Consider the following 15,046-nt stretch of genomic DNA (forward strand, 5'->3'; position numbering starts at 1 on the left):
ACAAAATTCCATGGCTTAATGCATTTATGACATAAGCTGCGGTGAAGCTGGCTCTGGAAATGTGATCGCTGCCGGATTAATGATTGCAGCCATCTGGAGGCAATGATAAAACCGGTTGGGTATTCATAACCGTTCGATATGACAGTGGTGAGGGGAAATGACTCAGGTTTATAATTTTAGCTCTGGCCCGGCTATGCTGCCGGTAGAAGTGCTCCGTCGCGCAGAACAAGAACTGACAAACTGGCACGGATTAGGCACCTCGGTGATGGAGATCAGTCACCGCAGTAAAGAGTTTATTGCTGTTGCAGAAGCGGCAGAACAAGATTTTCGCGATCTGCTGAAGATCCCAGCCAACTACAAAGTTTTATTCTGCCATGGCGGTGCGCGTGCGCAGTTCGCGGCCATTCCCGGCAACTTGCTGGGTGATGCAAAAACCGCGGATTATATTGACGGCGGTTACTGGGCTCACAGCGCAATTAAAGAAGCTGAGAAATTCTGCTCGCCAAATACCATTGATATCAAAACTACGCGTGATGGTAAGCGTGCTTTATTACCAATGCGTGAATGGCAGTTAAATGATGATGCGGCTTATGTCCATTTCTGCCCGAACGAAACGATTGATGGTATTGCTATCGATGAAGAGCCGGATTTTGGCGATAAAGTCGTAGTTGCCGATCTCTCTTCTACTATTCTGTCTCGTCCAATCGATGTGAGTCGCTATGGCGTGATCTACGCTGGCGCGCAAAAAAATATCGGCCCGGCGGGCTTAACCTTAGTGGTTGTGCGCGAAGATCTGCTAGGCAAAGCACAACGTTATGTGCCTTCTATCCTTGATTATAAGGTGCTGGCCGAAAACGAATCGATGTTTAACACTCCGCCGACTTTCGCATGGTATCTCTCTGGCCTGGTATTCAAATGGCTGAAAGAGAAGGGCGGCGTGGCCGAGATGGACAAGCTGAATCAGGCAAAAGCCGACTTACTTTACGGTGTGATTGATAACAGCGCATTTTATCGTAACGATGTCGCAAGCGAAAACCGTTCACGTATGAACGTGCCATTCCAGTTAGCCGATTCCTCATTGGACAAAGTGTTCCTGGAAGAGTCTCTCAAGGCTGGGCTGCACGCGTTGAAAGGTCATCGCGTGGTTGGCGGTATGCGTGCATCGATCTACAATGCGATGCCGCTGGAAGGGGTTAAAACGCTGACTGAGTTCATGGTCGACTTCGAACGTCGCCACGGCTAATTGCTTTTTCATGCCAGCTTGTCTGGTATCAGACCCCGTCACTCGATGGGGTCTCGTATTTTCTGGAGATTTGGTTTCACATGCAGGACTCCCTGACTCTACAACCGATTGCTCGCGTTGACGGCACGGTAAACTTACCGGGTTCAAAAAGCGTCTCGAACCGCGCACTCTTGCTGGCCGCGCTGGCAAAGGGCACCACCCGCCTGACTAACTTGCTTGATAGCGATGACGTTAAGCACATGCTGAATGCCCTCAAAGCGCTGGGTGTCAGCTATACGCTCTCAGACGATCGCACCGTATGCGAAGTAGTAGGTAACGCGGGCCCTTTACATGCTGAAAAACCGCTTGAGCTGTTTCTCGGTAACGCAGGTACAGCGATGCGACCTTTGGCTGCCGCGCTCTGTTTGGGCGAGCAGTCAATCGTTCTGACTGGCGAGCCACGCATGAAAGAGCGTCCGATTGGTCATCTGGTTGATGCACTGCGTCAGGGCGGAGCAAAGATTGACTATCTCGAACAGACCGATTACCCGCCAGTGCGTCTTAATGGTGGTTTTGTTGGTGGGGAAGTCAGCGTCGATGGCAGTGTATCCAGCCAGTTCCTCACGGCATTGCTAATGACCGCGCCACTGGCGCAGCAAGACACCATCATCACCATAAAAGGCGATCTGGTTTCTAAGCCTTACATTGATATCACCTTGCACCTGATGCGCTGCTTTGGTGTGGATGTTGATAATCAGGACTATCAGCGTTTTGTGGTTAAAGGGCAGCAACAGTACCAGTCTCCGGGCGATTATCTGGTGGAAGGTGACGCGTCTTCTGCATCATATTTCCTCGCTGCCGCTGCCATTAAAGGGGGTACCGTACGTGTAACCGGTATTGGCCGCAATAGCGTGCAGGGCGATATCCGTTTTGCTGATGTGCTGGAAAAGATGGGCGCAGTGATTGAGTGGGGAGATGACTATATCTCTTGCACACGCGGATCGCTGACGGCAATCGATATGGATATGAACCATATTCCCGATGCGGCAATGACAATTGCAACTACTGCCCTTTTCGCTCAAGGCACCACGTTGATGCGCAACATCTATAACTGGCGCGTAAAAGAGACCGACCGTCTTGCTGCGATGGCGACTGAGTTACGCAAAGTGGGGGCGGAAGTAGAAGAAGGACACGACTTTATTCGTGTTACACCCCCGGCTCAGTTGCAACATGCGGACATCGGTACTTATAACGATCACCGTATGGCAATGTGCTTCGCTCTGGTGGCTCTTTCCGATACGCCGGTAACCATCCTTGATCCAGGCTGCACTGCGAAAACCTTCCCGAGCTATTTCCAGCAGTTGGCGAAAATCAGTCATACTTCCTGATCGTCTAACCCGGTGCACAGCGCCGGGTTTCTTTGCTCTCTTCTGGCCTTATCAGGCGGAAATTCTTCTGAATCTGTCTATATTTCTAGCGCTGTCTACGCTAAAGGGTAACTAACCCGACGCAGGCAGCGTATAATGCCGCGCAATCCAGGCGGCCTGGAAGGGCTGACAATAAGCACGCAGCAACAGGAGAGAACAATGACGGCAATCGCCCCGGTTATTACCATCGATGGGCCAAGTGGCGCGGGTAAAGGGACTTTATGTAAAGCGATGGCGGAGTCGTTGCAGTGGCACTTACTGGATTCTGGCGCTATTTATCGCGTTTTAGCATTGGCCGCACTTCACCATCAGGTGGATATTGAGTCCGAGGAAGCATTAGTACCGATGGCTGCGCATCTTGATGTGCGTTTTCTATCGGTTGACGGTGAAATGCAGGTGGTTCTTGAAGGTGAAGATGTCACCGGTGAAATCCGCACGCAAGAAGTCAGCAACACCGCATCGCGCGTTGCCGCTTTTCCGCGGGTGCGTGAGGCATTGCTTCGACGCCAACGTGCATTCCGCGAAGAGCCCGGTTTAATCGCCGATGGACGCGATATGGGAACCGTGGTTTTCCCTGATGCGCCAGTGAAAATATTCCTCGACGCCAGCTCAGAAGAGCGTGCGCATCGCCGTATGCTACAGTTGCAGGATAAAGGCTTTAATGTTAACTTTGATCGCCTTTTATCCGAGATAAGGGAACGCGACGACCGCGATCGTAATCGTGCCATCGCCCCTTTAGTGCCTGCCACAGATGCTCTGGTACTGGATTCAACCAGTATGTCGATTGAGCAAGTGATTGAAAAGGCGCTTGATTATGCTAAGCGTAAGTTGGGCATTTAATCTTTCGGCAACCGAATTGCTGTAACCCTGTACCAAGGACCCGGTGCAGGGCATGTGAAACAACCCCATCCGACAATGAAGTCAGGTGGACGTTAAATTGAAGAATCCTAAGATTATCAATATGACTGAATCTTTTGCTCAACTCTTTGAAGAGTCCCTGAAAGAAATCGAAACCCGTCCGGGTTCTATCGTTCGTGGCGTTGTTGTCTCTATCGACAAAGACGTAGTTCTGGTTGATGCGGGTCTGAAATCTGAATCTGCAATTCCTGCAGAGCAGTTCAAGAACGCAGCCGGCGAACTGGAAATCCAGGTAGGCGACGAAGTTGACGTTGCGCTGGACGCAGTAGAAGACGGCTTCGGTGAAACCCTGCTGTCCCGTGAGAAAGCTAAACGTCACGAAGCTTGGATCACGCTGGAAAAAGCTTACGAAGACGCTGAAACTGTTACCGGTGTTATCAACGGCAAAGTTAAAGGTGGCTTCACAGTTGAGCTGAACGGTATTCGTGCGTTCCTGCCAGGTTCACTGGTAGACGTTCGTCCGGTTCGCGATACTCTGCACCTGGAAGGCAAAGAGCTTGAATTCAAAGTAATCAAGCTTGATCAGAAACGTAACAACGTCGTGGTTTCACGCCGTGCAGTTATCGAATCTGAGAACAGCGCTGAGCGCGATCAGCTGCTGGAAAACCTGCAGGAAGGCATGGAAGTTAAAGGTATCGTTAAGAACCTCACTGACTACGGTGCATTCGTGGATCTGGGCGGCGTTGACGGCCTGCTGCACATTACCGATATGGCTTGGAAACGCGTTAAGCATCCGAGCGAAATCGTCAACGTGGGCGACGAAATCACTGTTAAAGTGCTGAAGTTCGACCGCGAGCGTACCCGTGTATCTCTGGGCCTGAAACAGCTGGGCGAAGATCCTTGGGTTGCTATCGCTAAGCGCTATCCAGAAGGCACCCGCCTGACTGGTCGTGTAACCAACCTGACTGATTACGGCTGCTTCGTAGAAATCGAAGAAGGCGTTGAAGGTCTGGTACACGTTTCAGAAATGGACTGGACCAACAAAAACATCCATCCGTCTAAAGTTGTAAACGTAGGCGATGTGGTTGAAGTAATGGTTCTGGACATCGATGAAGAGCGTCGTCGTATCTCCCTGGGTCTGAAGCAGTGCAAATCTAACCCATGGCAGCTGTTCGCTGAGACCCACAACAAAGGCGATCGCGTTGAAGGTAAAATCAAGTCAATCACTGACTTCGGTATCTTCATCGGCCTGGACGGTGGCATCGACGGTCTGGTTCACCTGTCTGACATCTCCTGGAACGCGACTGGCGAAGAAGCCGTTCGTGAGTACAAAAAAGGCGACGAAATCGCTGCCGTTGTACTGCAGGTTGATGCAGAGCGCGAGCGCATCTCTCTGGGCGTGAAGCAGTTGGCTGAAGATCCATTCAACAACTACATCACCCTCAACAAGAAAGGCGCTATCGTGACTGGTAAAGTCACTGCAGTTGACGCGAAAGGTGCTACAGTAGAATTAGCTGACGGCGTAGAGGGTTACCTGCGCGCTTCTGAAGCTTCTCTGGACCGCATCGAAGACGCAACTCTGGTTCTGAGTGTTGGCGACGACGTTGAAGCTAAATTCACCGGCGTTGACCGTAAGAACCGCGTTGTGAGCCTGTCTGTTCGTGCTAAAGACCAGGCTGATGAGAAAGAAGCTATCAACACTGTTAACACCAAACAGGATGAAGGCAGCAACTTCTCTAGCGCGATGGCTGAAGCGTTCAAAGCGGCTAAAGGCGAGTAATCGACCTAAGGCACCGGACGATGAAAATCGTCCGGTTTCGGTAAAAGCTGTCATACCTTTCCAAATAAGGATTAACCGGAGGTTACATGACCAAGTCAGAACTAATTGAGAGACTTGCTGGCCAGCATACTCATATTCCGGCGAAAGTCGTTGAGGATGCGGTCAAAGAGATGCTTGAGCACATGGCCACTACGTTGGCCCAGGGCGAGCGCATTGAAATCCGGGGATTCGGCAGCTTTTCTTTGCATTACCGTGCACCGCGTACGGGTCGTAACCCGAAAACGGGCGACAAAGTGGATCTGGAAGGTAAATACGTTCCCCACTTTAAGCCGGGCAAAGAATTGCGTGACCGTGCGAACATCTACGGCTAAGCCGTTACCGAACGATAAAAACGACACTTTAGGGTGTCGTTTTTTTTTGTTTAAAGTATGCGGAATTGAGACCTGCTTTCCAAAATGAAGTCTCATCAATGTAATTTCTGCAAAAGTCTCGGAATCCATCGCGACACACTCTCTTTTCAATGAAGTAAATCCCTGCTTTTCTCGGCACACTCTTCCGCCAATGAGGGAGAGTAATGATGCATATGAACTGGATTGTTCTGGCCAGATTGATGATTGCCTCGGCATTGTCGTTGGGCATATTGCCGCACATACCCGCAGCCAACGGAATAGTCATCATGGTTGTATTCGCTGTGGCGCTTGGGTTGATGCCAATCACGTTGCTACGGCTTGCAGGGATTGCTCTCTTAATGGTGGCCTGGACATTGACTGAAGCCCGCCAGATGGTCAATGCCATTGGGGATCTGACTGCCGCCTCAATTGAAGCCACTGTACGGGTGACTGAAGTTCGTGAACAGAAGCAGCAATTAACCGTGCAAATCTTGCGTGTCGGTCAGCGTTATCAGTTTCCACCTCTCTTTGTCACGCTCAATAATGATTCGATGGAGCAGCCGTACTGTGCCGGTCAGCGCTGGCAGATGAAACTGCGACTGCGTGCCGTCCACGGCAGATTAAATGAAGGCGAGTTCGATCTGCAGCGCTTTGCCTTGTCTAATCACACGCCGCTGCAAGGGCGCATCATCAGTCAGCAGGTGGAATCGCTAACTTGCAACTGGCGGACGCGTTTAATTAATCATCATCTACCCGCATTCGATACGCTCAAACAACCGGCAATTATGCAGGCTTTAGCGTTTGGTATACGTACCAACATGACTGAAGAGCAGCGACAGTTGCTGCGGGAAACAGGTACTGCCCACTTGATGGCAATCTCGGGAATGCATATTGCATTAGCTGCCAGCGTTGGATGGCTGTTGGCGCGTGCTATCCAGGTAATTTTGCCGGGTCATTTGATTGGTCATTTATTTCCGCTGCTGGTTAGTGTTATGACCGCAGCGACTTACACGTGGGTTTCTGGCAGTCATGCACCGGCCCAGCGCGCGATGATCGCGCTCATATTATGGATAGGGATGCGCAGCGCCGGTTGGCAGCTCAGTGGCTGGCAAGTCTGGACGTTATGTATCGGCGCTTTGCTGGTACTGGATCCATTAACTGTGCTGTCAGAAAGCTTTTGGTTGTCGGCACTGGCGGTCGCGATGCTGATTACCTGGTATCAATGGTTTCCATTAACACATCGCTTTCGCGCAAAGCGTCGATGGCTGTTATTGCAATTGCTACATCTGCAGTTAGGAATGATGATCCTCATGGCTCCACTACAAATCTTCCTGTTTCAGGGAATAAGCCTGAGTGCGTTATTAGCAAATCTGATCGCGGTGCCGGTTGTGTCTTTTGTCACGGTGCCACTAATATTGCTGGCAATGCTATTGCCAGTGCCGCTGATTTCAACGGGATTATGGTCTCTGGCGGATCTTTCCATAAGCCAGGTCATGCTCCTGCTGCAGTGGTTACCCGCTGGCTGGTGGGCATGGAGCGATACGTTACCTGCTGTCGTGCTGCTGTGGGTAGGATTAGTTCTCTGGCGCAGCAAGCTGATTTATCGCAGTGTGATGCCGTGTTTTAGCCTGATACTCGTAATCATCCTCTGGCGCAGCACTGCACAGCGTGATGACTGGCAAATCGACATGATTGATGTGGGGCATGGCCTGGCGATTGCCATTACACAGGGCAATGAAGTGGTGTTATATGACGTTGGACCGGGTTGGAAACAGGATGATGCCGGATCGCGCGTCATTCTGCCATGGTTGCAGTATCACGGTAGAAGCCTCCATTCTTTGATACTAAGCCACAAGCATCTTGATCACCGTGGTGGGCTACACTCATTGCTCAAAGTTAATCCAGCGGTAGCAATTCGTAGTGCCCTGGCGGAAGACGGACACCTGCCATGCTTCCGTGGTCAGCGGTGGCAGTGGGGCAAATTGCAATTTACCGCTTTGTGGCCGCCGGAGAATCAGACCCAGGGACAAAATAACGATTCCTGTGTGGTGCGAGTCGATGACGGGCTCTTTAGCGTGTTACTCACCGGGGATATTGAGTTAGAAGCCGAGAGAAAAATTGTCGCGCTGGAAAAAGAGGCTCTGAACGCGACAATTTTGCAGGTTCCGCACCATGGTAGTCGGACTTCATCAGGCGCATTACTGTTACGTAATGTTGCTGGGAAAGCAGCATTTGCTTCGGTGGCGCGGTATAACGCCTGGCGTATGCCTGCGCCAGCCGTGGTGCAACGCTATCGTCAGCAAGGCTATATGTGGTACGACACGGCACAATCGGGTCAGATTCATGTGGGTATCAGACAAGGTCATTGGCAAATTAAGGGCTTAAGAGAGCAAATAATGCCTCGATGGTACCATCAGTGGTTTGGCGTCAAACGCGATTCCAGGTAGAATGAGCGGCTATTTCAAACAGCGTGAATAAATAATGCATCAAGATAAAGATCTCTCAACGTGGCAGACATTCCGTCGACTCTGGCCGATGATTGCGCCCCACAAGGCTGGCCTGTATGTGTCAGCGGTGGCGCTGATACTCAATGCGGCAGGCGATACCCTGATGCTCTCTCTGTTGAAACCTTTACTGGATGATGGCTTCGGTAAAGCAGACAGATCCGTAATGCTGTGGATGCCGCTAGTGGTAATTGGCCTGATGCTGGTACGTGGCGTGACCAGCTATATCTCCAGTTACTGCATCTCATGGGTGTCCGGCAACGTGGTCATGAATATGCGTCGCCGCCTGTTCGGCCATATGATGGGCATGCCGGTAACCTTCTTTGATCAGCAATCAACGGGGACGCTGCTGTCACGCATCACCTACGATTCTGAACAGGTGGCCTCTTCCTCTTCCAGTGCACTGGTTACGGTGGTGCGTGAAGGGGCCTCAATCATTGGCCTGTTCATCATGATGTTCTATTACAGCTGGCAGCTGTCTTTGATTCTCATTGTGCTGGCACCGATCGTCTCCTTTGCTATTCGTACTGTTTCCAAACGTTTCCGCAGCATCAGTAAGAACATGCAGAACACCATGGGACAGGTCACCACCAGCGCCGAACAGATGCTAAAAGGGCATAAAGAAGTGCTGATCTTTGGTGGCCAGGAAGTGGAAGCCAAGCGTTTTTCTCAGGTCAGTAACAGGATGCGCCAACAAGGCATGAAACTGGTGTCAGCATCTTCAATCTCTGATCCGGTAATCCAGTTGATTGCCTCGCTGGCACTGGCATTTGTACTTTATGCCGCCAGTTTCCCAAGCGTGATGGAAACGCTGACAGCCGGTACCATCACCGTGGTCTTCTCATCAATGATCGCCCTGATGCGTCCGCTCAAGTCACTGACCAACGTGAATGCACAGTTCCAGCGCGGTATGGCGGCTTGTCAGACGCTGTTCTCGATTCTTGACAGTGAGCAGGAAGTGGATAACGGCAAGCGTGAAATGGATCGTGCTAAGGGTGATGTGGAATTCCGCAACGTGACCTTTACCTATCCAGGCCGTGAAATTCCTGCGCTGCGTGATATCAACCTGTCGCTGCCTGCCGGTAAAACCGTTGCACTGGTCGGCCGTTCTGGCTCTGGTAAATCCACTATGGCCAGCTTGCTGACGCGCTTCTACGACATTGATAGCGGTGAAATTCTGCTGGATGGCCACGATCTGCGCGAATACACCCTGCGTTCACTGCGTAATCAAGTGGCATTGGTTTCCCAGAACGTTCATCTCTTCAACGACACCGTCGCCAACAACATTTCTTATGCCCGTAATGGTCAATACACGCGCGAGCAAATCGAGCAGGCTGCGACCATGGCGCATGCAATGGACTTCATCCAGAAGATGGATAATGGCCTTGATACCGTTATTGGTGAGAATGGCGTGCTGCTTTCCGGTGGTCAGCGTCAGCGTATTGCGATTGCGCGTGCGTTACTGCGCGACTGCCCGATTTTGATTCTCGATGAAGCCACATCAGCGCTCGATACCGAATCTGAGCGGGCGATTCAGGCCGCACTTGATGAGCTGCAGAAAAATCGCACCTCACTGGTGATTGCGCACCGTCTGTCGACCATTGAGAAAGCCGATGAGATCGTCGTAGTTGAAGATGGTCGCATTGTCGAACGCGGTACTCACAGCGTGCTGCTTGAACAGAAGGGCGCCTATGCGCAGCTTCACAAACTGCAGTTCGGTCAATGATTGAACGCATCTGGAGCGGGCGTTCGCCGTTATGGCTGCTGCTATGGCCGCTGAGTCTGCTTTATGGGGCGATCACCCTATTGATTCGCCTCAGCTTCCAGCGCGGTTGGCGAAAAAGTTGGCGCGCGCCTTGCCCTGTGATTGTGGTGGGGAACCTCACCGCAGGTGGGAATGGTAAAACGCCTGTAGTGATTTGGTTGGTGCAGGCGCTGCAACAACGTGGAGTACGTGCTGGCGTGGTGTCGCGGGGTTACGGCGGAAAAGCTGAACGTTATCCGCTGCTGGTTACCGCTGAAACGCCCACGGCGCAGGCCGGCGATGAACCTGTGCTGATCGCTCAACGCACGCAAGTGCCGGTCGCCGTTGCGCCACGGCGGCGTCTGGCGGTAGAAGGCTTGCTCGCTGCGCACGATCTGGATGTGATTATCACCGATGATGGCCTGCAGCATTACGCGCTGCAGCGCGATCGCGAAATCGTGGTGGTGGATGGGATGCGTCGTTTTGGCAATGGCTGGTGGTTACCGGCTGGGCCGATGCGTGAACGCGCCTCACGACTTAGCACCGTAAATGCGGTGATCGTTAACGGCGGCGATGCGCAGGCGGGCGAAATTGCGATGTCATTGCAGCCCGGTCTGGCGGTCAACCTGATCAACGGTGCAAGCGTGGCGTTAGCGCAATTGCCGGAAATTGTCGCGATGGCCGGCATAGGTCATCCGCCGCGCTTCTTCAACACGCTTAAGCAGCAAGGCATCAAGCCAGTGGCTGAAATTGCCTTCGCCGATCACCATGCTTACAGCGAAGACGAATTGCGGCGTCTGACTCAGGCAGATCAGTGCTTGCTGATGACGGAAAAAGATGCGGTAAAATGCCGTAGTTTTGCTCGCCCAAACTGGTGGTATTTGCCGGTTGATGCGCATCTGCAAGGCGCGGCGGTGACAACCTTGTTAGACGATATCACCCATCTCTGCACTACCGCGCGAGACGCCCGTTCGCGCTAACCACCAAAAAGGGAATGGAGTTATGAACCTCGTCGCTTCCCTCTCGTTGCAAACTGCTCGTCATCTGCATCTGGCTGCTCAGGGACTGTTACGTCCTTTAGGCCGACGTGCGCGCTTTGCTGATATACACGCGACTGTGCGTCAGATGTCTTTGCTGCAAATTGATACCATCAATGTGGTGGCACGCAGTCCTTATCTGGTGCTGTTTAGCCGCCTTGGCGCGTATCAGACCAACTGGCTGGAAGAGGCGCTGGCCTCGGGCGCATTATTTGAATATTGGGCTCATGAAGCCTGTTTTATTCCTTTCGAAGATTACCCGTTGCTGCGCCACCGCATGCTGGAACCGCAGCGACTGGGCTGGAAGTACAACCAACGATGGGTTGAGGAACATCAACAGGAAATCACTGACCTACTGCAACACATCTCCGTCAACGGCCCAGTGCGAGCAGCCGATTTCAGTAATGATAAACAGACCAAACCGGGCTGGTGGGCGTGGAAGCCGCATAAGCGTCATCTGGAGAATTTGTTCAGTGCGGGTCAGTTGATGGTGGTGGAGCGGCGCAACTTCCAGCGGGTTTACGATCTGCACAGCCGCGTGATGCCGGACTGGATTGATGAACAGCATGCGTTAAGTGAAGACGAAGCGGTGTTACAGATGCTGAGTCACAGCGCATGCAGTCTCGGCATTTTCCGTGGCAGTTGGTTAGCCGATTATTACCGGCTCAAACGCGCACCGCTCAAGTCATGGCTTGAGGATGCGGCTGCGCGCGGAGAAATTGTGCGTGTTGAGGTCGAGCAACTGGGCGAAATGTGGTTACACCACGCATTATTGCCGCTGCTGGAAAAGCCACTCTCTGCCACACATACCGCGCTGTTGTCACCCTTTGATCCAGTGGTTTGGGATCGTCGTCGCGCGCTGGAGCTGTTTAATTTTGATTACCGCATTGAGTGCTATACGCCTGCGGAAAAGCGCAAATATGGTTATTTTGTCCTGCCGGTCCTGCATCGCGGATTATTGAAAGCGCGCATTGATGCCAAAATGGAGCGTCAGGCGCAGCAATTAGTGGTTCGTGCATTCTGGCTGGAAGAGGGCACACGCATCAGTAACGCTTTCCTTAATGACGTCCAAAAAGCCATTAATCGCTTCGCCGCGTGGCAAGGCGCCAACCAAGTGATTATCGAAAATGCGCCGGCAGAACTGCTGGCTGCCTGGTCAACTCGCTGGTCGATTGGTGAATAAAGCTGCCATTTGTCCGGCTTGAGTGCATCATTCACGCGCACGCTATTATGCTATGCTACCCGTCTGAATCGGTCCTGAATGGAGAAGATTATGGATCACCGTTTACTCGAAATCGTTGCTTGCCCGGTATGCAACGGAAAACTCTATTTCAACAAAGAGCAGCAAGAGCTGATCTGTAAACCGGATGGCCTGGCTTACCCGGTACGTGACGGTATTCCAGTGCTGCTGGAAGTGGAAGCGCGTACGCTGTCTGTTGAAGAGATTCATCCATGAGTTTTGTTGCCATTATTCCTGCGCGTTACGCTTCAACGCGTCTGCCCGGCAAACCGCTGGTGGATATTCAGGGTAAACCGATGGTGCTGCACGTTATGGAACGCGCCCGTGAATCGGGTGCCGATCGCGTGATTGTCGCCACCGATCATCCGGATGTGGCAGCGGCGGTAACGGCGGCCGGCGGCGAAGTGTGCATGACGCGGGTCGATCATCAGTCCGGCACTGAGCGTTTGGCCGAAGTGATCGAAAAGTATCAGTTTGCCGACGACACGATCATCGTTAACGTGCAGGGCGACGAGCCGATGATCCCGGCGGAGATTGTACGTCAGGTAGCAGGTAATCTGGCGCAATCTGAAGCCGGGATGGCGACGCTGGCGGTGCCGATCACCGATGCAGAAGAAGCCTTTAACCCGAACGCGGTGAAAGTGGTGATGGACGCCAAAGGTTATGCGCTCTACTTCTCACGCGCCACCATTCCCTGGGATCGCGAGCGTTATGCGCGTTCGCGCGAGCAGATTGGCGACACGCTGCTCCGCCACATTGGCATCTACGCCTATCGCGCCGGTTTCATCCGTCGCTACATTGCGTGGGAACCTTGCCCGCTGGAGCACATTGAGTTGCTCGAACAGCTGCGCGTGCTGTGGTACGGTGAAAAGATTCACGTCGCGGTGGCAAAAACTATCCCAAGTGTTGGGGTGGATACGCCGGAAGACCTTGAGCGGGTTCGTCTCGCTATGCAGGGTTAATCTCCGACCGGCCAGCGGCTCTCGCTGGCCTGAAAGTTTGATCTGGCGCTAAGCTTTGCGCCGCCATCACCTCCAGCATATTCCAGCCCTTTGACGTCGGAGGATATTGCATGGAACAGCTCCGTTCAGAACTCGCGTTGGTGCTTGGTGAAAGCATCAGTCGTCTCGAAACCATTAGCGAGCAGGCGCACACGCGGCTGTATGCGCTATACGATAACGCCGGTAAACCGATGCCGCTGGTGGCAAAGTATTTTCGTCATCAGGGACGCGCTGCGCTGGAAGCTAAAAAACTGACCATGCTCGGCCATGATGGCTTGATCGCCGTGCCTGCCGTGTTTGGTCTGGTGCTTAGCCAGCAAAAGCCGGTACATGAAATGTTGCTGATGGCACGCTTTAACGGTGTTTCTGCGGAAGCTCCGGCCCGCAGCGCAGCACGCTGGGAACAGCTGTGCGAACAGATCGTCGAAGGCGTGCTGGCGTGGCATCGTATCGACAGCCATGGCTTAGTCGGCAGCGTGGACAGCGTGCAGGAAAATAACTGGCCCGCATGGTATCGCCAGCGAGTGGATGTGTTGTGGTCAACGCTGGGTTATTTGTCACCGCCGTTTTTTACACTGGAAGATCGTCAGATTCTGTTTCGCAGCCGTCAGCTATTACCGCGTCTGTTCAACGGATTTGACGATCCCTGCGTATTGATGCACGGCAACCTGCGCTTAGCCAGTATGTTAAAAGATGCGCACAGCGATCAGCTTATTGCCATGATGCAGCCAGGCAACATTCTCTGGGCACCGCGCGAATACGATCTGATGCGCCTGGCGGATAGCGGCGCAGAAGCGTCACTGCTGCAGCACTATCTGCAGCGCGCGCCCGTGGCGGAAGGTTTTCTCTGGCGGCGCTGGTTGTATCAGCTGTGGGATTGCGTCGACACGTTGGTCAGCAGCGGACAGTTTGACCGTCCGCGCTTCGATCACGCCCGCGCGCAATTACTCCCCTGGCTGGGTTGAGGTGAGATAGTCACCGCGCAGCTTCTGCCAGGTTTGTCCCAGCGTTTCATAGATCGCACGCTCACTGTGTGCCAGCCACAGCGGTGACGGAATAGCGCGTTCCCACCAGTTTAGCGGCGAGGTCACCGCCAACTGATTTGCCGGTGCGGCCAGCGGATTCATGCCGGCACTTTGAAAGAAATGCATGGCACGCGGCAGATGGTTGGCGGAAGTCACCAGTAAGAACGGGTGTTCACCAATCGTCTGTTTCACCGCGCGAGCTTCGCCAATCGTATCTCTTGGTTGATCCAACTGAATAATCGCTGCTGATGGCACGCCCAGACTTTCCGCCACTTCGGCCGCCACGCTGGCGCTGCTGCGTGGGTTTTCGCCGGCTGCTGCGCCCGTAAAGATCATTTTGGCCTGCGGATAGCGCCGCCACTGACGCACGCCTTCGGCCACGCGCGGCAGACTGTTATTAATCAAGTTGGAACTCGGTGCCCAATTCGGATTGAAGGTATAGCCGCCGCCGAGCACCACGATATAATCGACCGGCTCGTTACCGTTCCAGGTGGGATAATGATTTTCCAGCGGTGACAGCAGGCGATCGGCAACCGGCTGCAGGCTCAAAATCAGCAGCAGCAGCCAGCTGCAAGAGATGAGGATTTTGCCGCTTTTTTGCCAGCGGCTGAACCAGAGCAGCAAAAGTCCTGCCGCCATCAGTAATAACAGCAGCGGCAAGGGAAGCAACATCCCGCCAATGACTTTTTTAAATGCGAAAAACATCGAATATGGCCTCTTTTGTCCAAAAAAACAGCTGCCAGACGGTTACTGCGGCATGAAAGGTTCATTCTTGTTGAGCCTGTGACAAAATAGCACAAGTTGAATGCAGCAAAGCGG

Annotated in this window: 13 protein-coding genes; 12 read left to right on the top strand and 1 reads right to left on the bottom strand. The window is 52.9% G+C overall.

Going from position 1 to position 15,046, the window contains the following annotated elements; all coding sequences use genetic code 11:
- Window positions 1-157 precede the first annotated feature (157 nt).
- From serC to ACYAC5_RS06920, 12 genes are all read left to right on the top strand, one after another.
- Window positions 158-1,243: a 3-phosphoserine/phosphohydroxythreonine transaminase gene (serC, locus tag ACYAC5_RS06865; RefSeq protein ID WP_101760959.1), complete on the top strand. Its 1,086-nt coding sequence runs from the start codon at window positions 158-160 to the stop codon at window positions 1,241-1,243.
- A gap of 80 nt (window positions 1,244-1,323) precedes the next feature.
- The gene (gene aroA / locus ACYAC5_RS06870) at window positions 1,324-2,610 is read left to right on the top strand and encodes a 3-phosphoshikimate 1-carboxyvinyltransferase (protein ID WP_277974704.1); all 1,287 of its coding nucleotides are present in this window, start codon (window positions 1,324-1,326) and stop codon (window positions 2,608-2,610) included.
- Between the two features lie 198 nt (window positions 2,611-2,808).
- On the top strand, window positions 2,809-3,489 hold the full coding sequence (gene cmk / locus ACYAC5_RS06875; RefSeq protein ID WP_222210655.1) for a (d)CMP kinase: 681 nt from the start codon (window positions 2,809-2,811) through the stop codon (window positions 3,487-3,489).
- Between the two features lie 121 nt (window positions 3,490-3,610).
- Window positions 3,611-5,287: a 30S ribosomal protein S1 gene (rpsA, locus tag ACYAC5_RS06880; RefSeq protein ID WP_052025984.1), complete on the top strand. Its 1,677-nt coding sequence runs from the start codon at window positions 3,611-3,613 to the stop codon at window positions 5,285-5,287.
- 86 nt (window positions 5,288-5,373) lie between these two features.
- A complete protein-coding gene (ihfB, locus tag ACYAC5_RS06885; protein ID WP_003849360.1) occupies window positions 5,374-5,658 on the top strand; it encodes an integration host factor subunit beta in 285 nt (94 codons plus the stop codon).
- Window positions 5,659-5,864: 206 nt separating this feature from the next.
- Window positions 5,865-8,123 carry a DNA internalization-related competence protein ComEC/Rec2 gene (locus tag ACYAC5_RS06890; RefSeq protein ID WP_462062955.1) on the top strand — a complete coding sequence of 753 codons (2,259 nt, stop codon included), beginning with the start codon at window positions 5,865-5,867 and terminating at the stop codon, window positions 8,121-8,123.
- A 34-nt stretch (window positions 8,124-8,157) separates the two neighbouring features.
- Window positions 8,158-9,906, top strand: coding sequence for a lipid A ABC transporter ATP-binding protein/permease MsbA (gene msbA / locus ACYAC5_RS06895; RefSeq protein WP_101760956.1), 1,749 nt, complete (start codon window positions 8,158-8,160; stop codon window positions 9,904-9,906).
- Window positions 9,903-10,904, top strand: a complete 1,002-nt coding sequence (gene lpxK / locus ACYAC5_RS06900) for a tetraacyldisaccharide 4'-kinase (protein ID WP_101760955.1) — start codon at window positions 9,903-9,905, stop codon at window positions 10,902-10,904. The genes msbA and lpxK overlap by 4 nt, the downstream gene beginning before the upstream one ends.
- A 22-nt stretch (window positions 10,905-10,926) precedes the next feature.
- Window positions 10,927-12,144: a winged helix-turn-helix domain-containing protein gene (locus ACYAC5_RS06905; RefSeq protein ID WP_192234409.1), complete on the top strand. Its 1,218-nt coding sequence runs from the start codon at window positions 10,927-10,929 to the stop codon at window positions 12,142-12,144.
- Between the two features lie 90 nt (window positions 12,145-12,234).
- Window positions 12,235-12,417, top strand: a complete 183-nt coding sequence (locus tag ACYAC5_RS06910) for a Trm112 family protein (protein WP_007887424.1) — start codon at window positions 12,235-12,237, stop codon at window positions 12,415-12,417.
- Entirely contained in the window at window positions 12,414-13,163 is a 750-nt protein-coding gene (gene kdsB, locus ACYAC5_RS06915; RefSeq protein WP_049851021.1) for a 3-deoxy-manno-octulosonate cytidylyltransferase, read from the top strand. The genes ACYAC5_RS06910 and kdsB overlap by 4 nt, the downstream gene beginning before the upstream one ends.
- 110 nt (window positions 13,164-13,273) lie before the next feature.
- A complete protein-coding gene (locus tag ACYAC5_RS06920; protein WP_101760952.1) occupies window positions 13,274-14,167 on the top strand; it encodes a YcbJ family phosphotransferase in 894 nt (297 codons plus the stop codon).
- Here ACYAC5_RS06920 and elyC read toward each other — a convergent pair.
- Window positions 14,147-14,932: an envelope biogenesis factor ElyC gene (gene elyC, locus ACYAC5_RS06925; RefSeq protein WP_462062651.1), complete on the bottom strand. Its 786-nt coding sequence runs from the start codon at window positions 14,930-14,932 to the stop codon at window positions 14,147-14,149. The genes ACYAC5_RS06920 and elyC overlap by 21 nt on opposite strands.
- Window positions 14,933-15,046 lie beyond the last annotated feature (114 nt).

The organism is Pantoea sp. y20, assembly GCF_054903455.1.